We start from the raw sequence: 20,466 nt of genomic DNA on the forward strand, positions 1-20,466 counted from the left end.
CTGCTGCCCATGTCTGGAAATCGCCTGAATGTGGTCAAAAACTTGCGGTGAGTGCGATCAACCGCTCCAGTCGCGCCGCCGCCTCGCCGCTCGCCAGCACCTCGCCGGCACGGGCGATGCCTGCCGCCAGGGTCTCGGCACAGCCGGCGGCATAAATGGCCGCACCGGCATTAAGCTGCACGATGTCGCGCGCCGGCCCCGCTTCGCCAGCGAGCACCGCGCGCAGCATGAGGAGACTTTCGGCTGGATCCTTGACGCGGATGGCATCGAGCGGGGTGCGGCTGAGACCGAAATCCTCGGGCCGGATGCTGTAGCGATGGATCTCGCCATCCCTGAGTTCGGCGACATCGGTACTGTCGGCGATGCTGATCTCGTCCAGGCCGTCGCGGGCATGGACCACCAGCACATGCCGGCTCCCCAGACGTTGCAGCACCAGGGCCAGGGTCTCCAGCAGCGTCGGGCTGAAGACACCGAGCACCTGATTGGGCACCCCTGCCGGGTTGGTGAGCGGTCCCAGCACATTGAAGATGGTGCGCACGCCCAGCTCGCGGCGTGGCCCGATGGCGTGTTTCATGGCGCTGTGATGACCCGGCGCGAACATGAATCCGACCCCGGCCTCGCGCACGCAGCGCGTCACCTGCACCGGCGTCAGATCCAGCCGCACCCCCGCCGCCTCCAGCACATCGGCGGCGCCGGATTTGCTGGAGACCGAGCGGTTGCCATGCTTGGCGACATGACAGCCTGCCGCTGCCGCCACGAACATGCTGGCGGTCGAGACATTGAAGGTGCCGGAGGCGTCGCCGCCGGTGCCAACGATATCGACCGTTTGCTCCAAACCGCCGAGATCCACGCCACTCGCCAGCTCGCGCATCACCGAGGCCGCCGCCGCAATCTCAGTCACGGTCTCGCCCTTCATGCGCAGAGCAACCAGAAAGCCCGCGATCTGGGCCGAGGTCGCGCCGCCGGTCATGATGGCCCGCATTACCCCGGTCATTTCGTCATGATCGAGATCCCGGCGCTCGATACAGCGGGCAATGGCGTCTTTGGGATTCATCAGTCGCGATCCTCGATGAAGTTGCGCAGCAGGTCGTGGCCATGCTGAGTCAGGATGGATTCGGGATGGAACTGCACCCCCTGGATCGGCAGGGTCCGATGGCGCACGCCCATGATGCACTCACGCGCACCGTCCGCCGTCTCGGTCCAGGCGAGCACTTCCAGACAATCCGGCAGTGTCGTGGGCTCGATGACCAGCGAGTGATAGCGCGTCGCCTCGAATGGATTGGCCAGCCCGCTGAACACGCCCCGGCTGATGTGATGGACCGGCGAGGTCTTGCCGTGCATGATCATGGGGGCTTTGACGATGTCGCCGCCGAACGCCTGACCGATGGACTGATGCCCCAGACAGACCCCCAGAATCGGCACCCGCCCGGCCATGGCCTGAATCAGCGGCACCGAGATCCCGGCCTCGTTCGGCGTGCAGGGCCCCGGCGAGATGACGATCCGTTCGGGAGCGAGCGCGGCAACCTGCTCGACCGAGAGTTCATCATTGCGCACCACCCGCACCTCGGCCCCCAGTTCGCCGAAATATTGCACCAGGTTGTAGGTGAAGGAATCGTAATTGTCGATCATCAGCAGCATGTGCGGCATACCTGTTGTGTGGCATGGCGCGCGTGACGTGGCATCGTCCAGGCGTCGCCATTGACTGAAAACGTGCGATTCTATGCTATGCGGCGTGCTTCAGCGCCTGCTTGGTCGGTCCATGTCGGGGATATCCTCATCGTCAGCGTGCATGCCGGATTTTTGAGACGCCAGTATATCGCCCGATCAATGCCCGCACGCTGTCAAACGCCACCGCTGAATGTCCGGCGCAGGCAAGGGTTGGAACGCCGTTCGTGAAAGCTGGACACTGAAATACATGACATCGGGCAATCAGCGAGCGGCAGAGAGCCACTTCAGCACCATTTCATACAGGGCGTCGGGATCGACTGGTTTGGAGAGGAAATCGTTCATTCCTGCCCGAAAACAGTTGGCCTTGTCTTCGGTAAAGGCGTTGGCGGTCATGGCGACGATCGGTGTGGATGCATGCGTTGGCAGGCGGCGAATGCGGCGGCTGGCCTCCAGTCCGTCCATCGTCGGCATTTGCATATCCATCAGGATCAGATGGTAGTCATGGCAGGCCGCCAGATCGGTGGCTTGCGCGCCATCGATGGCGACATCTGCGTGCAATCCGGCGGCCTCAAGCAGAAATTGCGCGACCTCCCGGTTGATCGGTTCGTCCTCGGCCAGCAGCACGCAACAGTCGCCGAACTCCTGCCTCAGCCGGGCGCAAGGGTCGCTTGCGGGCGGCGTGTCCGGCTCGGACCCTGCCGCCGGGGTCTCCACGGCGAGACGTGCGGTGAACCAGAAGGCGCTGCCCTCGCCCGGAACGCTGGACATGCCGACCTCTCCCTCCATGAGCCGGGCCAGGCGGCGAGCGATGGCCAGACCGAGCCCGGTGCCGCCGAATTGACGGGTCGTGGAGTTGTCAGCCTGCTCGAAGTCGGCGAACAGGCGACTGACCGCCTCGGGCGCGATGCCTACTCCGGTATCCGCGACCTCGAAGCGGACGACTGCCGCATCCGTTGTCTGCTCAATGATTCCGGCCCGCAGCGTCACCGAGCCGGAATGGGTGAATTTCACTGCATTGGCGGCGTAATTGAGCAGCGCCTGCTCCAGACGGGTTGGATCGCCCATCAGGGGCGCGGGCTGCGCGCCGGCTTCCGCATGCAGGCCCAACCCCTTGGACCGCGCCTGCGGGGCGATCAGTTGCAGGACATTGTTCACCACCGTCTCGATCCGAACCGGGATCCTTTCCAGTTCCAGCTTGCCCGCATCGATCTTGGATAAATCGAGAATGGTGTTGACGATCTCCAGCAGGTGTCGGCCAGCCGCATCCAGGGTATCGAGCCAGTGGCTCTGCTGCGCGGTGATGCCGGATTTGCGGACCATGTAGGCCATGCCGATGATGGCATTGAGCGGCGTGCGGATCTCGTGACTCATGTTGGCCAGAAAGGCGCTTTTGGCGCGATTGGCAGCCTCTGCGGCGTCCCGCGCCTGGGTCAGATCGGCCTCGCCCGCCTTGCGGGCCGTGATGTCTTCGATGAAGGCAATGAACCATTCCTCGGCAGCCGCGCGATGGAGATAGACGGTGATCTGGACCGGGTAGCATGAGCGATCCTTGCGCCGATGCAGACTCTCGATCTGCGCAACGCCCGCACCATGTCGCAGGTCGTCCGCTGTCTGCCGAACACGTTCGGGCGGCAATTGCGGGTTGATGTCGCTGATCGTGCGTTGCAGCAGTTCCTCGCGCGTATAACCGAGCTGGCGGCACAGTTCGTCGTTCGCGTACAGAAACTGGCCGGTCTCGGCATGGTTCCAGGCGATGCCGATCCCCGCCCGATCCATGGCGAACTGCGTATGCGCCAGTTGATCGTTGCTCTGCTGCAAGGCGTCGGTGCGACGCGCGACCAGCAATTCGAGTTCCTGGCGGAAACGCTGCTCGTTTTCCAGCAGCTTCGTCTCGGCCTCCCGCTGTTCGGTGACATCCAGGACAACGCCGTCCCATATCACACCACCGTCGGCAGTCCGGCGCGGACGTGAGTGGATCAGCAGCCAGCGTTGCCCACCATGCGAGGGATGAAATGGCACCAGCGCCGAAAAATCGCTGAGTTCAGCCGCGCTCTTCGCTTCGGCCTCCGCATAGTCCGCAAGCGCGGCGGGCGGGATCCGCGCGAAGAGCGGACCTGCGTCCAGGATCACTTGTTCGGGACGGCATCCCAACGTCCTTTCGGCGCCGGCACTGAGGTAGCGAAAACGGGGCCGGCCATGCGATACCTCGTATTGGTAGATGAAACCATTGGGCAGGTTGTCGCCGATCGAACGCAGTTGCAATTCCCGGTCGGCCAGCGCCTGCTTGGCCTGCGTGAGCTCGGTCGTGCGCGCCGCCACGGCGCGCCGCAGCGTCAGGATCCAGATGCCGAGGAAGGCAAGCGCCAGTGCCAGCACGGCGGCGGCCTCGACGGCAAATTGGGCGTAGCGCCCGTAATCGGTCGGCTCGGTCAGCCATTTTCGGCGCAGTTCGTTCATCTCCGCAGCGGAAATCGCCGCCATGCCCTGTTCGACCAGACGCAGGGTCACGCCATTTCCCTTGCGCACCGCCCGGTGAAACTGGCCTCGATACAGCTCGAACGCCTTGACGAACTGGCGGTGCGCATTCTGTTGGTACAGATAGAAATTGGCCGGGTACTCGTCGAGACAGAACACCTTGATGTCCTGCACCTTGGCCGCCTGGATCAGTTTGGTGTAGTTGCCGTAGTAGACGAGGGTCTGGATGCCGCTGTCCTGGAGCTTTTCGATACAGGCATCGCCCTCCATGACCCCCACCTGAAATCCGCGCAGCGATGCCAGGTTGGTGAGACCGCCGATCGAGACATCCCGATAGATTGCCACCGGCAGGTCGGCGTAGGGCGGGGAAAAATCGTAGAGCGGTTCGCGTTGCGGGGTCTGGAAGATATTCTCGATGACATCGGCATCTCCACGCAGCAGGATACGCTGCGCCTCCTCCCACTTGGTCGCCTTCAGCTCGACCTTGACGCCGGTCTTCTGCTCCCAGAGCTTCCACAAATCGACGAGCAGACCATCCTCGCGTCCGTCCGCGTTGAGAAACAGATAGGGTGGATAATTTTCGTCGCCAATGACGCGGAGAACCCGGTCTTCGGTCATTGCCGCAGACGGCAGAAGAATCAGCGCCACCACGACCCAGCGCCCGAGGAACAACCGGGTCAGCGCCGCAAACCGCCATTTAAGACCAGCTTCCATCTGCAAAACTCCACAATGTGCACCCTGTCATTTTCCGATGATCAGACTCCGACAATCCTTAAGTCTGCCGGGGTCGATCCGATCCAAAAACATCACATACCGCGCTGGGCGCGGTTTAATGGCATGGCGGAACGCTTTAAAGGGCGGGTCTCTCATCTCGCGGAACTTGACGGCAGTGCGTCTCGCGCACGAAGAGCGCCGCGATCAGACCCAGCAGGGCGAAGCCGCCGGACAGCCAGAGTCCGTTGTGATAATCGCTCAGTGTGTAGTGGCGCACGCCATCGATCAGGGCGCCGGTCCAGGTCAGATCCATGACCCAGCCGAAGGCCGGCTGCATGATGGCGGCGCCGAGAAAGAGTCCGGTGTTGACCAGGGCGATGGCCATGCCGGCGACGCCCGGCGGCACGACTTCCTTCGCCGCGGCATAGCCCACCACGAAACCGCCGGCGGACAGTCCGAGCAGGGCATAGAGCGTCAGCCCGGTCCAGCCCGGCCCCCAGGGCAGCAGGATCAGCGCCAGCCAGGCGAGCACCGAGAGCGCGCTGGCGCCGATCATGACCGGCTTGCGTCGCCCCAGATGGTCCGAGAGCGAGCCCATGAGAAAGGAGCCGAGCGCGAATCCGGTCAGCGCGGCGGTGGTGTAAAAAGAGGCGTCGGTGCGATCCAGCCCGAAGACATCCCGCATCAGCGGGACGCCCCAGAGTCCGGCGAAGGCGAAGAGACTGCCGGTCACGCCGAACATCACGAAGAAGCTCGGCCAGACCGCTGGCGTGGCGAAGACCCCGCGCAGATCAAGGAGCCAGTGCTGGTGACGTGGCGGATGCGGCGGCAGACCCTCCAGTTCGCGCACCGACGGCAATCCGGCATCCTCCGGGCGGCTGCGCACGAAGAGCACCGTGAGGACGGCGATGATCACGGAGAGCAGACCAATGCCGACGAAGACGCTGCGCCAGGAGGTGACGTGGAGCAGGAGCGCCAGCGGGCCGGCGGCCAGGATGGAGCCGACATTGCCGAGCAGCAGGGTGAGTCCGCTGATCACCCCGTAATAGCGTTCGCTGAACCATTGCGTGTTGGAGCGCATCAGGCCCACGAAGACCACCGAGACGCCGAGTCCGACCAGAAAACGGCCCACTGCGGCGGCCTCGAAGGTTTCGGCCAGTCCGAACAGAACCGATCCGGCCCCGGCCACGAGACAGCCGAGTGCGACGCCGATGCGTGCGCCCAGGGTGTCCGCCAGCACCCCGGCGGGGATCTGCATGGCGGTATAGATGTAGTAATACATGGCGGCCAGCGAGCCGAGCGCCGCACCGCTGGTGTGGAAGGCCGCCATCAGGTCCGCTGCGACCACACCCGGCGCCATGCGGTGGAAATACACCGTCATGTAGGCCAGGATGAGGATGGCGTAGATGGTCCAGCGCAGACGCTGGAAGCGCCGCCGGTTGATTGGATCGTCGATTGGGTCGATGGGCATGAACGGCGCCTCGGGTCGGTGTTGAACCGCGCTCGGCGCGGTATGCGATGTGTTGGATCGGATCAACCTGGACGCGGTTTTAAGACTGTAATTGCCTGATCTCCAGGATTCGCCGTTCGATCTCGCGTCTGAGTTCGCGGCGCATGGCAGCAGCCCGATAGCGTCGCTGCGCAGTCGGGGTCGTGATGGTCAGTGGTGGAACCGAAGTCGGATGGCCCGCATCATCCACCGCCACCATGGTGAAATAACAGGTGATCACATGCCGGCTGGTTTTGCGGATGATGTTCTCAGCCATCACGCGGATGCCAACCTCCATCGAGGTGCTGCCGGTGTAGTTGACGGCAGCCAGAAAGGTCAGCAGCTCACCGATGTAGACCGGCTCGCGAAAGAAGACCTGATCGACCGAGAGCGTCACCACATAGCGATTGGCATAGCGTGAGGCGCAGGCGTAGGCCGCCTGATCCAGCAGCTTGAGGGTTGCTCCGCCATGGACTTTGCCCGAAAAGTTGGCCATCTCGGGCGTCATGAGCAGGGTCATGGTCAGCGTCTGATGCTGGCTGTCGGGTGTGTCCGTCATCGCGTTTCCTTTTCTTGCTCTCCCAGAAAAATCCATCCACTGACACTCGCCTTGAACAGACAGGATTTTCCAGGATGGACAGGATTTTTAAGTCCTTGTTTTAAATATTTTTAATCCTGAATCATCCTGTTAATCCTGTCCATTTGACAGTCTTTCAGGCGGATAAAAACCTTCCTGTCAACCCTGAAGCGATTTCAGCCGTGCCAGACGTTCGCTGGCCGACTGTGCCGTCGGTGCGCGTCCGCTGGCGGCGGCAAGCGCGGCGGCGATGTTTGGATCGTCCTGTTCCGGGCGTGTGGGGGCCAGCAGTTTGGCCTTGGAGGCGGCGGCATCGGCCTTGGCCAGATCGTGGGCGGCGGCCTCGTTCATCGCCTTGAGTGCAATGTTCAGGCTGTTGGTGCTGCTGCTGAGTCCGGCGGCGCGGCGCGCGGCCTCGGCCTGACGCTCGGCCAGTTCGCGCTGCTGCTCGGCGCGTTTCAGGTCACGCTCGGCGCGTTCCAACTGACGCCGTGCCTCTTTCAGCTTGGCCCCGGCATCGGCATAGGTGCTTTCCAGCATCCCCAGGAAATCCTTGGCGTCAGCGGCCTCGCTGGTTTCGCGCTCCACCTCGGGGGTCATGTCTTCCAGCATGTCGAGCAGGGTGCCCAGACTCTTTTCGAGCTGGCCCTTGCGGATGGGATCGGCCTCGGCGCTCAGTTGGGTTTGCAGCATTTCAGCCGCCGCCATGCGCTGATTGAGCAGTGACCGGATGGCGTCGGCCTCTTTCTGCTCGCGGTCATAAGCGCTGCGCGCCTGCGCGACCTCCATGCCCAGATCGTCGAGATGCTCTTCCATGGTGCGCAATTCGGCCTCGGTCGCGCCCTTTGGATCCCAGCGCACCAGGGCTTCGAGACCGGCCTGCATGGCCTGATCGGTTTTGACGCCAGCGAAATGACGGAGAAAGTTCAACATGATGGATGTCTCCTGTTTGGATCAGATTCAGTTGGTGAATGTTGAGGCTGACGGTTTAAACGATTCATTTTTTAAAATCTTAAACCGCGCGAGCTCATACGTCGTCGATGCTGTCAGGTCGATTCAGGCCAAAAACATCGCCTATTGCGCTGGGCGCGGTTTAACCCGACATCGCCCCCGCATTGAGCAGGCCGATCGCCAGTTGCACGCTGACCAGCATCAGGGCGGCGGCGATGTTTTCCGCTTCAATGGCGGCGCGGAAGCCGCGAAACAGCAGGATGAAGATGGCCAGGGTCAGCAACTGGATCAGCACCGCGACCAGCCCCCAGAGCACGATGTCGAGCCAGAGGCTGCTGGTGGCGAGGGTGGCCGCCAGCGGGATGGCGAGCGACAGCAGGGCACCGCCGAGCACCAGACCGGCGGCGCGGTTGCCTTCGGCGATCAGGGCGCGCTCGCGAAAGGGCGTGATGAGCGTATAGAGCAGCGCACCCAGAATCAGTAACACCAGTGTGGTGAAGAAATGCAGCAGAAGGAACGGCAGACCGCTGGCGAGGGTCTGCCACAAGGCTGAAAGGATGTCGGTCATGAGAATTCGCTCCAGACGAAACGGAAAGACGGATTAAACCGCGCCCAGCACGGCATGTGATGTTTTTGGATCGGATCGGCCCCCGCAGACTCAGGGGGTGTCGGAGCCGGCGCGGTTTAAGATATTAAAAAATAACCTTTAAACCGCGTCTCCACGACTGTTGATGACACCCTCAAGGTTAAACACAAAATGAAAATCACGCCTGTCGCACTGGACGCGGTTTAGCTGAGTTGCAGACTGGCGATGGGGAGATCGATGCCGGTGTGGATCGTCACCCAGGCGGCGTCCTCCTGATCGACGGCGGACACCAGCAGATAGTCGGTCGGCGGCGCAGGTGGGACGGCGCCGGTGGATCGCGCATAGAGCATGGCCTGCTGACGGCGGCGCGGCGCGCTGCCCTCGCCGGTTTCCAGGGTCTCATGGATGGCGCGCGGGGCGACGCGCCGCTCACCAGCGGACCAGAGACGCTGATAGAGCCGACCGTCTTTGGTCTCGAATTCAGGCCAGCCGATGAGTCCTTCGGCCTCGTCCAGCCAGACGCCCCATTCAGCCGCATCGGCTGGCGTCACCTCGTCCAGCAGCGAGAAATAGCGGCACTCGTCGGGGTTGCCGCGCGCATCCAGATGCACCTGAAAGAAGCTGTTGCCGCCGGAGACATAGAGCCGGTACCAGGTCAGCCCCTCGCACACCGCTTCTCCCACAGTCTCCACTGACAGCAGACCGCTGGCGGTCGCCGCCTCGGGCGCCTGAATCGCGCTATAAGGCGCGGCCAGAATGAAGAGCGAGGGATCGACCGGCAGGGTCATGCCGACGCGAAACCAGTTGGGGCGATAGGGCTGACGCGCCGCCCGCGCGGGCGCGCCGGAGCGTCGCTTGGCGACATCGCCAAAAAATTTGCGCCAGATGAGGATGGTCACGAGTGCACCGAGGAGGAGTAAAAAGAGCGCAGCCAGGAGTGCCCCGTAGGGGAAGGATTCGGTCTGTGCGGGAGGTTCGACAGCCGGCTCGACAATGGGCGGCGGATAATCGGGATCGCGCGGCCCGCTCATCCCGGCAAGACGGCTATCGAGCGCCGCAAGCTGACGTGCAATCTGCGGATCGTCGCGCGCCTGCTTCTCGGCCTCGGCGCGCCATGCCCGGTATCCCGGATCCTCGGCATGATGATAGAAAAACTCGGCATGGCCTGGACGCGATACCGATTCCAGCAGACCCCAGAGCAGGGCGGCGCTCCAGGGGCTGAACGAGGCGGCAGCCTGACGCGCGACAGGTGCGGCGGCCTGACCGCCGGTCCAGGAGCGCGAGCCGGTCCAGGCCGAGGGCTGGCGTGGATAGCTGATGCCTGCGGTCGATGGACGCCGGGGGGCGCTGACCGTCGCGGGAGTTGATGTCTGAGGGCGCGACAGGGTTTCCGGCGGCGGTTGCGTGCTTGCGCGGAAGGCGTCCAGCGCCTGCTTGGACGCGCGGCGGGCCAGTGCCCGATCACTTTCCCCGCCCCGGATCGCGTATGAGGTGGACGCCGAGTCGCTGCGCGGACGGCTGTAGCCGCCGCTGGTTGAGGGTGTGCGCGAACGTGGCGCAGAGATGGCACGGGTCGAGGGGGTGCGACCACTCGACGGACGTGAATAACCGCCGCTGGACGAGCTGCTTTTGCTCTTGGCCCAGCTATCGCTGGGTGTTGCCCAGCCGACGGTAAAGGCAACGAGCAGCGCAAGGCTGAAAGCGAGGCTGACTGGTCGTCCTGTCATCTGGAGACACCACTTCTAGGCAACGGATTGGCCGGGACAGCGTCACGCGCCTCAGTCCAGGCATGGCGATTGATCGCCGATCTTACTCAAAAAACGGAGATGGCGGTTTAAAAACAGTGCGATCAACCGCCGCGCGGATCGAGCCGCCACACCTGCTCGGTGAGCGCGGTCAGCCCGCGCTGGCGAAAGCGCGGCGAGTCATCAAGCACGTCGAGCGTTGCCAGCTCGCGGATGGCATAACGATCACCAAACAGACGCTCGATCTCGTCGCGATGGACCGCAAAGGGCGGGCCGGTCATCTGGTTCTGATCGTAATCCAGCGTGATCAGCAGTCCGCTGGCAGCGTCCGGCATCAGGGTCTTGAGGTGCTGCGCGTAACGGGGTCGCAGATCGGGCGGCAGCGCAATCAGCGAGGCGCGATCATAGACCGCACCGACCTCCAGCAGATGATCCGGGGTGAGCGCGAAAAAATCCCCGCACAGCAGCGTGAGTTCGTCGAGCCGATAACGACGAAACGGCGGCTCGTCGGTTATCTCGGTAGTCAGCCCCTGTTCGGCGAAGAATTCGTCCACCGCCAGCGGGCTGATCTCGACACCGAGTACGCGATGCCCCCGGCTCGCCAGCCAGAGCAGATCCAGCGTCTTGCCGCACAGCGGGACAAAGACCAGCCGCTCCGCCGGCAAATCGAGCCGGGGCCACCAGTCGCGCAGATGCAGATTGATCTCCGGCAGGTGCCAGCCGGTTTCGCCACGCTGCCAGCGTTCGAGCCAATAGTCAGGTGTCATTGCCACTCGTTCTCCAGAAAAGCCGTCTCAGTATCCAGTTAAATCGTCCCGACAGATGCCGCTCAGGCCGCCAGCCGTCCCATCTCATAGTCATCGATCGCCTGCTTGATCTCGGCGCGGGTATTCATCACGAAGGGGCCATAGTGCGCCACCGGCTCGCCCAGCGGGCGGGCGGCGAGCACCAGCGCCCGCGCACCCTCTGCGCCGGCCTGGAGCGGGATCACTTCGCCCGGACTCAGCACCGCCATCTGACGTGGTGCGATCATCCGGTTGGCCACCCGCAGCCCGCCCGCGATCAGATAGACCAGTGCGCGATGACCCGCTGGCACCGGCACCTCCAGCCCGGCGTGCGCTGGCAGCCGCACATCCAGATAGAGCGGATCGGTGGCGATCCCCTGCGCCGCACCCTGGATGCTGTTCGCGCCGTCCGCGAAGCTGCCGGCGATCACTTTTACCTCGACGCCGTCCGGGCGGGTCACGACGGGGATGATCTCGGCTGGGAGATGCCGGTAGGCCGGATCTTTCAGCTTGTCCTTCGCCGGCAGATTGATCCAGAGCTGAAGCCCGTGCATCCGCCCGGATTCCTGCTGCGGCATTTCGGAGTGAATCACGCCGCGCCCGGCGGTCATCCACTGCACACCGCCCGACGACAGCAGCCCTTGATGACCGAGATGATCCTCATGGAGCATCCGGCCTTCCAGCATGTAGGTCACGGTCTCGAAGCCACGGTGCGGATGAGGCGGGAAGCCGGCGATGTAATCGCTCGCCGCGTCCGAGCCGAACTCGTCGAGCAGCAGAAAGGGATCCAGGCCGCGCATCCCGTTCGGGCCAACGATGCGATAGAGCTTCACGCCGCCCCCATCGGACGCAGGCGAGGCGGTCAGAATCTGTTCGATGGTCATGGGTTGCATGGTCTGCTCCTAAGCGGCGAGACGTTGAATGTGTTGGGTGGCCGCCGCCAGCGACTCGCGGCGTGCGGCATCGCCCAGATTGAGCCCTTCGGCATAGACGAATTCAATTTCAGTGATACCGAGAAAGCCAAGCATGGTCGTGAGATAGGGGCTCTGGGTGTCGGTAGGCTGGCCATGATGGCGACCGCCCCGGCTGGCGAAGATGACCGCCCGCTTGCCCGCCAGCAGCCCCTGCGGCCCCTGTTCGGTATAGCGGAAGGTGACGCCCGCCCGCGCCACATGATCGAACCACGCCTTGAGCGGGCTGGGGATGCCGAAGTTGTACATGGGTACGCCCAGAACCAGGATGTCCGCCGCCTGAAGCTCGGCGATGAGTCGATCGGCCTCGTCGGCGATCCGCTTCTGCTCGGGCGTGCGTTGCGCGGTGGGCGTGCCGATGGCGGTGAGCCGCGCGGCGTCCAGATGCGGAATCGGGTCACGGCCCAGATCGCGGTGATTGACCACCAGATGCGGATTGCGTTCACTCAGACGGGCGATGAAATCGGCGGCCAGGGTCGCGGAGACGCCGTTACCGGAGAAAAGACTGCTGTCGATGTGCAGGATACGGGTCATGGTGGGTTCCTCAAGCGATGATCAGGATTGAGCTTGAGACAGAGCATAGTCTTGGTTTAGCGATGAATTGATGCTAATTTCAGTCTTATCTCATCGATAAATCGAATCAGTCATGTCCAGCGACCTTCCCCGCACGACACTCGAACAGTGGGCGACCTTGCAGGCCGTGGTCGATCATGGCGGCTTCGAGCGGGCCGCCGAGGCGCTCAGTCGTAGTCAGTCGGCGGTCAGCTACAGTCTCAAGCGCTTGCAGGAGCAGTTGCCGGTGGCGGTGCTGGTGCCGCAGGGTCGGCGGACGCAGCTCACCGATCCCGGAGCGGTGCTGTTGCAGCGGGCGCGGCTGATGCTCGACGAGGCCAGACGGCTGGAGCAGTTGGCGGCAACCCTGGCGCAGGGTTGGGAGACCGAGGTGCGGCTGGCGGTCGAGATCGTGATGCCGCCCGATCCGCTGCTCGGCGCACTCGCCCGCTTCAGCGCCCAGGCGCCGCAGACGCGGGTGCAGATGATGGAGACGGTCTTATCGGGAACCGGCGAAGCCCTGTTGCAGCAGCAGGCCGATCTGGCGATTACGGGGCTGGTGCCGCCGGGCTTTCTCGGCGATCCGCTGGTGCGGGTGGATTTCATCGCGGTCGCCCGGTCGGACCATCCGCTGCACCGGCTGGGACGGACCCTGACCCTGGAGGATCTGCGCGCGCACCGGCAGGTCGTCATCCGCGACACCGGGCGCTTTCGTCAGCTCGACAGCGGCTGGCTCGACGCCGACGAACGCTGGACCGTCTCCCATCTGCTCACGGCGATTGCCATCATCAAACGGGGTCTGGCCTTTGCCTGGATGCCGCGCCCTCATATCCAGGCGGAACTGGAGAGTGGCGAACTGCGACCGCTGCCGCTGGAACAGGGCGCGATCCGCCCGGAGACACTCTATCTGGTCTATGCCGATCCGGTTGGCGCCGGTCCCGCAACCCGCGCGCTGGGGCGGCTGCTGGCAGCAGAGAGTCAGTCATGGCTGGCTGTCTGATCGTGCTGACGGTCCTGAGGGCATAAAAAAACCGACACCTTGGGGGTGTCGGGTCAAAATGAGTCGGACCTGATCCGCCGCCCGGACAGACCGCTGACCTTAGGCGGTGACATTGAGTTTTGTGCCCACATGGGCGGGCAGACCCTGGGTCGCGCTGGGCAGGCTTTGGATCAGTTGCATCGCGGATTGCTCCTGGATATCGATGGCCTTTTTCAGGACCGCCACGCCCACGGCCCCCTCCAGTTTGTTCTGACTCAGACTCGTTGCAAGCTGGGTCAGGCCGGCGGTTGAACTGGGAATTTCCATGGAATGACCTCACGGTGTTGGATGAAATGGGAACCCTGGCCCGTTCAGCCTGACGTGCCACTCCCGGTTTAACGGCAGTCGCCCCGACTTCTGGATGAATACCCTGCTCAGTGCGCGCGTTCACCCGCACTGCGGGATACGGTCGCCTGCCTGGAAAATCCTGTCCATTCAAGTGCTGTCACGATGAGGATTCGCTATGAGTCAGGTTCACCTCCGCCGCTTCACCGGCAGCGCCATCGCGCCCCATCTGCATGATGTGGCCGATCTGCGGATCCGGGTGTTTCGCGAGTGGCCCTATCTGTATCAGGGCGACATGGATTACGAGCAAAGGTATCTGGAGACCTACAGCCGCTCCCCTGAGAGTCTCTTCGTGCTGGCCTTCGACGGCGAGCGGGTCGTGGGCGCCTCGACCGGGGTGCCGATGGCGGATGAGACCGATGAATTCAAACAGCCCTTCATCGCGCGCGGCGACGATCCGGGGCGGATCTTCTATTTCGGCGAATCGGTGCTGCTGCCGACGTATCGCGGTCAGGGCGTCGGCGTGCGCTTCTTCCAGGAGCGCGAGGGTTATGCCTGCGAACTGGGTCGCTTTACTCACACGGCATTTTGCGCGGTGGACCGTCCGTCCGATCATCCGCGCCGTCCGCCCGATCATGTCCCGCTGGATGATTTCTGGATGCGTCGCGGCTATGTCAAACAGCCGTCGCTGACCACGCTGCTGACCTGGCTGGATCTGGAGGAGTCCCGGCCAACCGCCAAGCCGATGACCTTCTGGCTCAAGCGTCTGGACGGTGTCGATGCGAATTAAGATCGCTGCCTGTCAGTATCCCATCGATTCTCTGCCCGATCTGACCGCATGGCGGAACAAGGTGTCCGCGCTGGTCGCCGAGGCGGCCACTGCGGGGGCATCGCTGCTGGTCTTCCCCGAGTATGCCAGTCTGGAGCTGGCCTCGCTGCTGCCCGAAGCGGTGCGCAGCGATCTGCGGGCGACCCTGGCGGGGATGCAGCCATTCCTGCCCGAATATCTGGCGCTCCATCGCGAGCTGGCCGAGCGCCATCAGGTCTATCTGCTGGCCGGCTCCTTTCCGGTCGCAAACGATGGCGTCTACCGCAACCGCGTCTGGCTCTTTGGTTCCGACGGTCGCTGCGGCTGGCAGGACAAGCTGATCATGACCCGCTTCGAGCGTGAACAATGGGGCATCGCGGGGGGCGAGGGGCTGACCCTGTTCGAGACGGCAATCGGTCGTCTGGGGATTCTGATCTGCTATGACGCCGAATTTCCGCTGCTAGCCCGTGCGCTGGTCGCGGCGGGTGCGGATCTGCTGCTGGTGCCGAGCTGCACCGATGGCTGGCCGGGTTATCATCGGGTTCGCATCGCCTGTCAGGCGCGCGCCCTGGAAGGGCAATGTTATGTCGTGCAGTCGCCAACGGTGGGCGAGGCATCCTGGTCGCCAGCGGTGGATGTGAATCGCGGTCTGGCCGGCGTCTTCAGTCCGCCGGATCATGGCCTGCCGGATGACGGCGTGATCGCGCTGGGGCGTGCTGGCGAAACCGGCTGGGCGCTGACCGAGCTGGATTTGGATCGGCTGCGCGCGGTGCAGACGGGTGGGCAGGTGCTCAATCGCCGCGATTGGGGCGAGCAGCGCCCGGTCGTGGTGCGGGAGATCGATCGGGTCGTGCTCTGATTGTTTCGGGACCGCCAGCACCCTGCCGGTGGTCCCGGAGACGATGGGTCGATCAGGGCACGGCTTTCTGCGGCTGGGCCGAGTCCTCCGCGATTTTGCTCAACTCGGCCGGAGTCAGCTTGTCGTCATAGATGCCAGCGCCGACCTGGATGTCGGACTTGAACGACACCGCCGCGCTGTGGGCATAGGAGATCTTGCGCGATGCCTTGGCCTCGCCCGGTTTCGGCCACCAGTATTCGACCCAGCCGCCATCTTTTTGGGCGCCGGCCTTGCACAGATCCTGGAAAAGGGCGTGGTCCTTGTCGTCGCGCATCTGCAGGATGGGTTTGCCGACCAGATCCGGGCGCAGTGGATGGGCGATCATCACATCTTCGCGGCAGCTATAGACGAAGACATAGCTGTCTTTCCAGACCCAGCGGGCGTCCTTGTTGTTATTGAAATCGGCGAAACCCGCCAGACCCTTGGCGTTCAGATACTGAACGGCCTCGCGCACCTTGCTCACCACTTCCTCGGGCGTGGCGTTGATGGCGGGGTCGGCGGCCCAGGTGCTGGCGGGGACGGCAGCGCCCAGACTCAGAACCAGTCCGGTCAGAGCAACGGTCATGTTTTTCATCGTCGAATCCTCTTGAAGCGAATGGTGCGGAAAGCGGGCGTCGAACCGGCGCGCGGTGGAGCCGTCAGCTCACCCAGGGCTTGCCGGCCGGCAGCAGTTCGCGCCCATAGAGTTCGTTCAGGATGATGCGGGCCATCATGTACCAGGCAGTCAGGGCGCAGGCCATCAGCACATAGCCGGCGACGACCGTCATGCCCGGATAGCCGAAGTGTGCCAGATCCAGAAGAATGAAGCCGGCCAGCAGCAGGGTGAAGGTCAGCGCCATGGCGCCGTGGATGCGCAGCGAACCGACCCAGAGGATCGCGGTGAACAGGGTCCAGGCGACCAGGAAATAACCGACATCCTCGGTCCCGGCCTTGAAGAGGTCATATTTGTTGGCAATCAGCATCAGCGCCAGCGCAATCCAGAAGGCGCCGTAGGAGGTGAAGGCGCAGTAACCGAAGTTGTTGCCGGTCTTCTGCTCCTGAATACCGGCGATGAGCTGTGCCAGACCGCCGAAGATGAGCCCGAGCCAGACCACGGGGCCGATGCTGGGCATCCAGCCCACATTATGGAATTGCAGCACCATCGTAGTGAGACCGAAGCCGGCCAGGCCGACCACCGCTGGGTTGCCAAGTTTTTGTTCCGTCATGATGTCTTTCCGAGCGTTGCCAGAAGATAAGGGTTTCCCCGGCGCGACGGCGGGGCGCCAAATGTTACTCCATATTTAAACCGCGTCCGTCATGGTATGCGTTGTTTTCAGTGGTCAGCCGGTTTGGCATCCCTCTGGAACGTCGGCATCGACGCGGTTTAAATCATTCATTTTTAATCTTTAAACCGCGCCCCGCCGAACGTCCGTGGTGACGCAAAGCGAGTTGACGTGCCACGAAAGGATGTTTTTCGCTCTGGGCGCGGTTTAAGGCGTCCGTGCCACTGTCCAGACCTCCACCTGTGCAGCACCGGCACGCAGCAGAACCCGGCTCAGTTCGGCCACGGTGCTGCCGGTGGTCATCACATCGTCGATGATCGCCAGATGCCGCCAGCGCAGTGGCGCCGTGACGGCGAAGGCACCGCGCAGATTGCGCCGACGCTCGCGTTCGGTGAGTCCGCTCTGGGGTGGTGTCGCCGCGATCCGCGCGCAGCCGTGCGCAGCGACAGGCAGCGCCAGCTCCCGACCCAGCACACGGGCGATTTCCAGCGCCTGATTGTAGCCACGCTCGCGCAGCCGGCGCGGATGCAGCGGGACCGGGACCAGCGCCTCCGGTAGCGCCAGGTGCCGTTCACGGATCGTCTCGGCCAGACACTGGCCGAGCAGACGCGCCTGATTCAACCGACCCTGAAATTTGGCGCCGATTACCAGGATCGGTACGGCGGCTTCATAGCGAAAAACCGCGATGCAGTGCTCGAATGGTGGTGCCTGTTTCTGACAGCGACCGCACAGGGTTCCGGCTGGAACCGGTCCCGCAAACGGCAGGGCGCAGCGGGCGCAGAAGTCTCGATTGCGCGGCAGATCCCGGTCGCAGCCGTCGCAGAGATCGCGACCCCGTACCCCCGGCGCGCCGCACAGCACACAGGTGGGCGGGAACAGGGCTGAAATGAGTGTCTCGAAATGCGTTGCCTGACGCATGGCGGTTTTTCTCTTCGTCCGTCCAGGTTCTCGACTGGAAACCGGGTTGGCGAATCAGATACAAAGTCCCATATCGCGGCGGGTGCGGTTTACTATTCTCCAACCCCCGGATGTCAATGAACCATTTGGTCAGGCGTATCATGCATTGTGTCAGCGGTTTTGCCCTGCTTATTTCCCTGCTGCTGTCATCGACACTGTCATGGGCAGGCCTGCCCATTGCGGTCGATGGACAGCCTTTGCCGAGTCTGGCGCCGATGCTGGAGCGCGCGGTGCCTGCCGTGGTGAACATTTCCACCGTGAGCCGGATCGACAGTGCGGATCACCCACTGTTGCGCGATCCCTTTTTCCGTCATTTTTTCGATGTTCCTCCGGAGCGTCAGCAGCGCCGGAGCAACAGTCTGGGAACAGGCATCATTGTGGATGCGGGACGCGGGCTGGTGCTCACCAATCATCATGTCGTCGCCAAGGCGGACGAGATCGATGTCACCCTGCATGACGGACGCACTCTGAAGGCCCAACTGGTGGGAACCGACCCGGATACCGACGTGGCGGTGCTGCGTATCCCGGCGCAGAAACTGACGGCCCTGGATTTTGCCGATTCGGATGCGCTCAGGGTCGGGGACTTCGTGGTCGCCATCGGCAACCCTTTCGGCCTCAGTCAGACCGTTACGTCCGGCATCGTGAGCGGTCTGGGTCGCTCCGGGCTGGGTATCGAAGGTTATGAAAACTTCATCCAGACCGATGCCTCCATCAATCCGGGCAACTCCGGCGGCCCGCTGGTCAATCTGCGCGGCGAGCTGGTGGGCATGAATACCGCCATCCTCGCCCCCGGCGGCGGCAACATCGGGATCGGCTTCGCCATCCCGGCCAACATGGTGCGCTCGATCATGGAGCCACTGGTCGAGCATGGCGTCGTGCGGCGCGGTCTGTTCGGTGTCGGCGTGCAGGATCTGACGGGTGAACTCGCCGCTGCGCTCGGTATGCAGGAACGCGGGGGCGCACTCGTGACGAGCATCGAAGCGGGATCAGCCGCTGCGGAGGCGGGTCTGCGCGCGGGTGATGTCATCCTCGCTGTCAACGGCAAACCGATCAAAGGCGTGACCGATGTTCGCAATCGTCTGGGACTGCTTGGCGTCGGGGCGCGGGTGGAGCTCAGTATTCTGCGTGACGGCAAGCCGCGCCGCCTGACCGGCGCCATTGCCGATCCCTATCGCCACTTCATCCGTGGCGAGCGTCTCTCGCCCAGTCTGGCGGGGGCGCTGTTCGGTGAGCTGGATCGCTACGCTGGAGTTCCCGCCATCCCCGTCGGCACGGTGGAGGTCAACAGCCCGGCGTGGCAGGCGGGATTGCGCGAGGGCGATCGTCTGCTGGAGGTCAATGGCGAGCGCATCGGCGATGTGCGCGACATCGCGCACGTGCTGCGGAAATCCGATGCCCTGTTCAGTCTGCGCGTCCAGCGTGGCGATGAGCTGATTCTGCTGGCGCGACGCTGAGACCGGCGTTCTGCACTAACGCAGCCATTGTCCGAGTGGCTCGCGCGGCAGGATGTAATTCAGGGTCAGAAAGACGGCATTCGAAACGGCGTCACCATGGCTTTCATAGGTTTGCCAGCGATAACGGTAGCTGAGACCAAGCCTCAACGAATCGCTCAGGCGGCGCTCCAGACGGGGTTCCAGCGCAATGTAATCCCGGTCGTTTTCCGAGATTTCGCCGCCTGGATTGCGATTGCGGTAGCCCTGAACGTCAATCTGAAATGCCCACAGCGATGAGAATTGACGGTTGAAGGCCAGCGCAAGCCCGGTGGTGTCGAGCAGGGTGCCATTACTGCTCGGCAAAAGCGAGCGGCTGGCGCTCATCGAAAGACTCCCCGTCTCAAACCGCTTGCTGAGGCTCACCTGAAATAACGGGCCATTATTTTCGGTTTCATCGATCTCGCCGTTGGTGGGTGTTTCGGAACTGGCGTGGCGGATACCGGCAAAAGAGCTGAAGGTCCAAGTTTCCGACAGCAGATGATTCAAACCGACCTCAAGGCCGACGCTATTGCTTCTGGTATCGACTTTGGGCGCGTCATACTGATCGTAGGAGAGGCGCCCCGACACTGTTGTGCGCTCGCTCAAGGCGTAAGCGGAGGTCAAGGCTGCCGTGGCGAAGGTGTAATCGTAAAGCGGGATGAATTGAACGTCCTCATAGGAGACATCCTGATATTTCACTTGGGCGTCAAGTGTCGCACGGGGAGAGAGCGAATAGCTCCAAGAGGGATTGATCGCCAGACTGATGCGGGGTTTATTCACCTGAACGAATCCGGTGGTTTGGATCTCGCTCGTCAACGTCGAGTCATAATCCACATTGGCATTGAGTCCGAAGCGATTTCGATCCAGTCGATAAGCACTGACCAATCCAAGCGAACCGGCAGTCTCATCGAACTCGGAAAGGTCGGCGTAGCGAGTCCCCGAGATCCTGGCGCCAATCCCGATCTCACTCACCTCGGTGCGCCGCCCGCTTTCCATTTTAGCCTGTGCCTGAGCGCCAGATGAACTCTGTGGGTCGTCGGTGGAGAGACGCACATTATCGTCATAGAATCCGCCGAGACTGGCGCTGGGTTCGATATACCACTGGCTTGCCCCAGCCCATGCCGGAATGAGCACGACCGCAAGCAACAGAGCATTCGCTCGTCCGCAACGGAAACATTCTGCGCGATCAGGCATCGGATGTCGGGCCTCAAGTCAGCAAAGGGCAGTCCCCG

Annotated in this window: 20 protein-coding genes; 4 read left to right on the forward strand and 16 right to left on the reverse strand. The window is 63.1% G+C overall.

Features of this window, described 5'->3' with window-relative positions; all coding sequences use genetic code 11:
* Positions 1-34: 34 nt before the first annotated feature.
* From trpD to EDC35_RS07070, 11 genes are all read right to left on the reverse strand, one after another.
* Positions 35-1,054: an anthranilate phosphoribosyltransferase gene (trpD, locus tag EDC35_RS07020; RefSeq protein ID WP_132976531.1), complete on the reverse strand. Its 1,020-nt coding sequence runs from the start codon at positions 1,052-1,054 to the stop codon at positions 35-37.
* Entirely contained in the window at positions 1,054-1,638 is a 585-nt protein-coding gene (locus EDC35_RS07025; protein WP_132976532.1) for an anthranilate synthase component II, read from the reverse strand. Before EDC35_RS07025 ends, trpD begins: the two co-directional genes overlap by 1 nt.
* A 291-nt stretch (positions 1,639-1,929) precedes the next feature.
* Entirely contained in the window at positions 1,930-4,857 is a 2,928-nt protein-coding gene (locus tag EDC35_RS07030; protein ID WP_132976533.1) for a response regulator, read from the reverse strand.
* 136 nt (positions 4,858-4,993) lie between these two features.
* On the reverse strand, positions 4,994-6,328 hold the full coding sequence (locus EDC35_RS07035; protein ID WP_132976534.1) for an MFS transporter: 1,335 nt from the start codon (positions 6,326-6,328) through the stop codon (positions 4,994-4,996).
* 79 nt (positions 6,329-6,407) lie between these two features.
* Entirely contained in the window at positions 6,408-6,905 is a 498-nt protein-coding gene (locus tag EDC35_RS07040; protein ID WP_207896139.1) for an acyl-CoA thioesterase, read from the reverse strand.
* Positions 6,906-7,082: 177 nt separating this feature from the next.
* Positions 7,083-7,856, reverse strand: a complete 774-nt coding sequence (locus tag EDC35_RS07045) for a hypothetical protein (protein ID WP_132976535.1) — start codon at positions 7,854-7,856, stop codon at positions 7,083-7,085.
* A 160-nt stretch (positions 7,857-8,016) separates the two neighbouring features.
* Positions 8,017-8,442, reverse strand: coding sequence for a DUF350 domain-containing protein (locus EDC35_RS07050; RefSeq protein WP_132976536.1), 426 nt, complete (start codon positions 8,440-8,442; stop codon positions 8,017-8,019).
* A gap of 221 nt (positions 8,443-8,663) precedes the next feature.
* Positions 8,664-10,187: a DUF2491 family protein gene (locus EDC35_RS07055; protein WP_132976537.1), complete on the reverse strand. Its 1,524-nt coding sequence runs from the start codon at positions 10,185-10,187 to the stop codon at positions 8,664-8,666.
* Positions 10,188-10,309: 122 nt separating this feature from the next.
* Positions 10,310-10,972: a thiopurine S-methyltransferase gene (locus EDC35_RS07060; RefSeq protein WP_132976538.1), complete on the reverse strand. Its 663-nt coding sequence runs from the start codon at positions 10,970-10,972 to the stop codon at positions 10,310-10,312.
* A 62-nt stretch (positions 10,973-11,034) separates the two neighbouring features.
* A complete protein-coding gene (locus EDC35_RS07065) occupies positions 11,035-11,883 on the reverse strand; it encodes a pirin family protein (protein WP_132976539.1) in 849 nt (282 codons plus the stop codon).
* A gap of 9 nt (positions 11,884-11,892) precedes the next feature.
* Positions 11,893-12,495: an FMN-dependent NADH-azoreductase gene (locus EDC35_RS07070; RefSeq protein WP_132976540.1), complete on the reverse strand. Its 603-nt coding sequence runs from the start codon at positions 12,493-12,495 to the stop codon at positions 11,893-11,895.
* Between the two features lie 112 nt (positions 12,496-12,607).
* On the opposite strand from EDC35_RS07070, the gene EDC35_RS07075 reads away from it, so the two are divergent.
* Entirely contained in the window at positions 12,608-13,513 is a 906-nt protein-coding gene (locus EDC35_RS07075; RefSeq protein ID WP_132976541.1) for a LysR family transcriptional regulator, read from the forward strand.
* 99 nt (positions 13,514-13,612) lie between these two features.
* Here EDC35_RS07075 and EDC35_RS07080 read toward each other — a convergent pair whose 3' ends face one another.
* A complete protein-coding gene (locus EDC35_RS07080) occupies positions 13,613-13,819 on the reverse strand; it encodes a YjfB family protein (RefSeq protein ID WP_132976542.1) in 207 nt (68 codons plus the stop codon).
* A gap of 196 nt (positions 13,820-14,015) precedes the next feature.
* Here EDC35_RS07080 and EDC35_RS07085 point away from each other — a divergent pair, with 196 nt between their 5' ends.
* Entirely contained in the window at positions 14,016-14,627 is a 612-nt protein-coding gene (locus tag EDC35_RS07085; protein WP_132976543.1) for a GNAT family N-acetyltransferase, read from the forward strand.
* A complete protein-coding gene (locus EDC35_RS07090) occupies positions 14,617-15,504 on the forward strand; it encodes a carbon-nitrogen hydrolase family protein (protein ID WP_132976544.1) in 888 nt (295 codons plus the stop codon). Before EDC35_RS07085 ends, EDC35_RS07090 begins: the two co-directional genes overlap by 11 nt.
* A 52-nt stretch (positions 15,505-15,556) precedes the next feature.
* Here the strand turns inward: EDC35_RS07090 and EDC35_RS07095 are convergent, their stop codons facing one another.
* The 3 genes from EDC35_RS07095 to EDC35_RS07105 all read right to left on the reverse strand — a co-directional run bounded on the left by EDC35_RS07095 (position 15,557) and on the right by EDC35_RS07105 (position 17,723).
* Positions 15,557-16,117 (reverse strand): cache domain-containing protein, encoded by a 561-nt coding sequence (locus EDC35_RS07095; RefSeq protein ID WP_132976545.1) that lies wholly within the window; start codon positions 16,115-16,117, stop codon positions 15,557-15,559.
* A gap of 64 nt (positions 16,118-16,181) precedes the next feature.
* A complete protein-coding gene (locus tag EDC35_RS07100) occupies positions 16,182-16,748 on the reverse strand; it encodes an acetate uptake transporter (RefSeq protein ID WP_132976546.1) in 567 nt (188 codons plus the stop codon).
* Positions 16,749-17,012: 264 nt separating this feature from the next.
* Positions 17,013-17,723 (reverse strand): ComF family protein, encoded by a 711-nt coding sequence (locus EDC35_RS07105; protein WP_132976547.1) that lies wholly within the window; start codon positions 17,721-17,723, stop codon positions 17,013-17,015.
* 140 nt (positions 17,724-17,863) lie between these two features.
* Between EDC35_RS07105 and EDC35_RS07110 the strand changes: the two genes are divergently transcribed.
* Positions 17,864-19,216 carry a Do family serine endopeptidase gene (locus EDC35_RS07110; protein ID WP_132976548.1) on the forward strand — a complete coding sequence of 451 codons (1,353 nt, stop codon included), beginning with the start codon at positions 17,864-17,866 and terminating at the stop codon, positions 19,214-19,216.
* Positions 19,217-19,231: 15 nt separating this feature from the next.
* Here the strand turns inward: EDC35_RS07110 and EDC35_RS07115 are convergent, their stop codons facing one another.
* A complete protein-coding gene (locus EDC35_RS07115; RefSeq protein ID WP_132976549.1) occupies positions 19,232-20,428 on the reverse strand; it encodes a porin family protein in 1,197 nt (398 codons plus the stop codon).
* Positions 20,429-20,466 lie beyond the last annotated feature (38 nt).

Origin of the sequence: Thiobaca trueperi, assembly GCF_004342175.1 — a bacterium.
Lineage (GTDB): Bacteria > Pseudomonadota > Gammaproteobacteria > Chromatiales > Chromatiaceae > Thiobaca > Thiobaca trueperi.

Bases quoted from the DNA above. Each gene is read 5' to 3' on its own strand.
- trpD (WP_132976531.1), bottom strand. From the start codon at position 1,054: ATGAATCCCAAAGACGCCATTGCCCGCTGTATCGAGCGCCGGGATCTC.
- EDC35_RS07030 (WP_132976533.1), bottom strand. From the start codon at position 4,857: ATGGAAGCTGGTCTTAAATGGCGGTTTGCGGCGCTGACCCGGTTGTTC.
- EDC35_RS07060 (WP_132976538.1), bottom strand. From the start codon at position 10,972: ATGACACCTGACTATTGGCTCGAACGCTGGCAGCGTGGCGAAACCGGC.
- EDC35_RS07025 (WP_132976532.1), bottom strand. From the start codon at position 1,638: ATGCTGCTGATGATCGACAATTACGATTCCTTCACCTACAACCTGGTG.
- EDC35_RS07080 (WP_132976542.1), bottom strand. From the start codon at position 13,819: ATGGAAATTCCCAGTTCAACCGCCGGCCTGACCCAGCTTGCAACGAGT.
- EDC35_RS07075 (WP_132976541.1), top strand. From the start codon at position 12,608: ATGTCCAGCGACCTTCCCCGCACGACACTCGAACAGTGGGCGACCTTG.
- EDC35_RS07065 (WP_132976539.1), bottom strand. From the start codon at position 11,883: ATGCAACCCATGACCATCGAACAGATTCTGACCGCCTCGCCTGCGTCC.
- EDC35_RS07115 (WP_132976549.1), bottom strand. From the start codon at position 20,428: ATGCCTGATCGCGCAGAATGTTTCCGTTGCGGACGAGCGAATGCTCTG.
- EDC35_RS07110 (WP_132976548.1), top strand. From the start codon at position 17,864: ATGCATTGTGTCAGCGGTTTTGCCCTGCTTATTTCCCTGCTGCTGTCA.
- EDC35_RS07095 (WP_132976545.1), bottom strand. From the start codon at position 16,117: ATGAAAAACATGACCGTTGCTCTGACCGGACTGGTTCTGAGTCTGGGC.
- EDC35_RS07085 (WP_132976543.1), top strand. From the start codon at position 14,016: ATGAGTCAGGTTCACCTCCGCCGCTTCACCGGCAGCGCCATCGCGCCC.
- EDC35_RS07090 (WP_132976544.1), top strand. From the start codon at position 14,617: ATGCGAATTAAGATCGCTGCCTGTCAGTATCCCATCGATTCTCTGCCC.
- EDC35_RS07070 (WP_132976540.1), bottom strand. From the start codon at position 12,495: ATGACCCGTATCCTGCACATCGACAGCAGTCTTTTCTCCGGTAACGGC.
- EDC35_RS07105 (WP_132976547.1), bottom strand. From the start codon at position 17,723: ATGCGTCAGGCAACGCATTTCGAGACACTCATTTCAGCCCTGTTCCCG.
- EDC35_RS07045 (WP_132976535.1), bottom strand. From the start codon at position 7,856: ATGTTGAACTTTCTCCGTCATTTCGCTGGCGTCAAAACCGATCAGGCC.
- EDC35_RS07100 (WP_132976546.1), bottom strand. From the start codon at position 16,748: ATGACGGAACAAAAACTTGGCAACCCAGCGGTGGTCGGCCTGGCCGGC.
- EDC35_RS07040 (WP_207896139.1), bottom strand. From the start codon at position 6,905: ATGACGGACACACCCGACAGCCAGCATCAGACGCTGACCATGACCCTG.
- EDC35_RS07035 (WP_132976534.1), bottom strand. From the start codon at position 6,328: ATGCCCATCGACCCAATCGACGATCCAATCAACCGGCGGCGCTTCCAG.
- EDC35_RS07055 (WP_132976537.1), bottom strand. From the start codon at position 10,187: ATGACAGGACGACCAGTCAGCCTCGCTTTCAGCCTTGCGCTGCTCGTT.
- EDC35_RS07050 (WP_132976536.1), bottom strand. From the start codon at position 8,442: ATGACCGACATCCTTTCAGCCTTGTGGCAGACCCTCGCCAGCGGTCTG.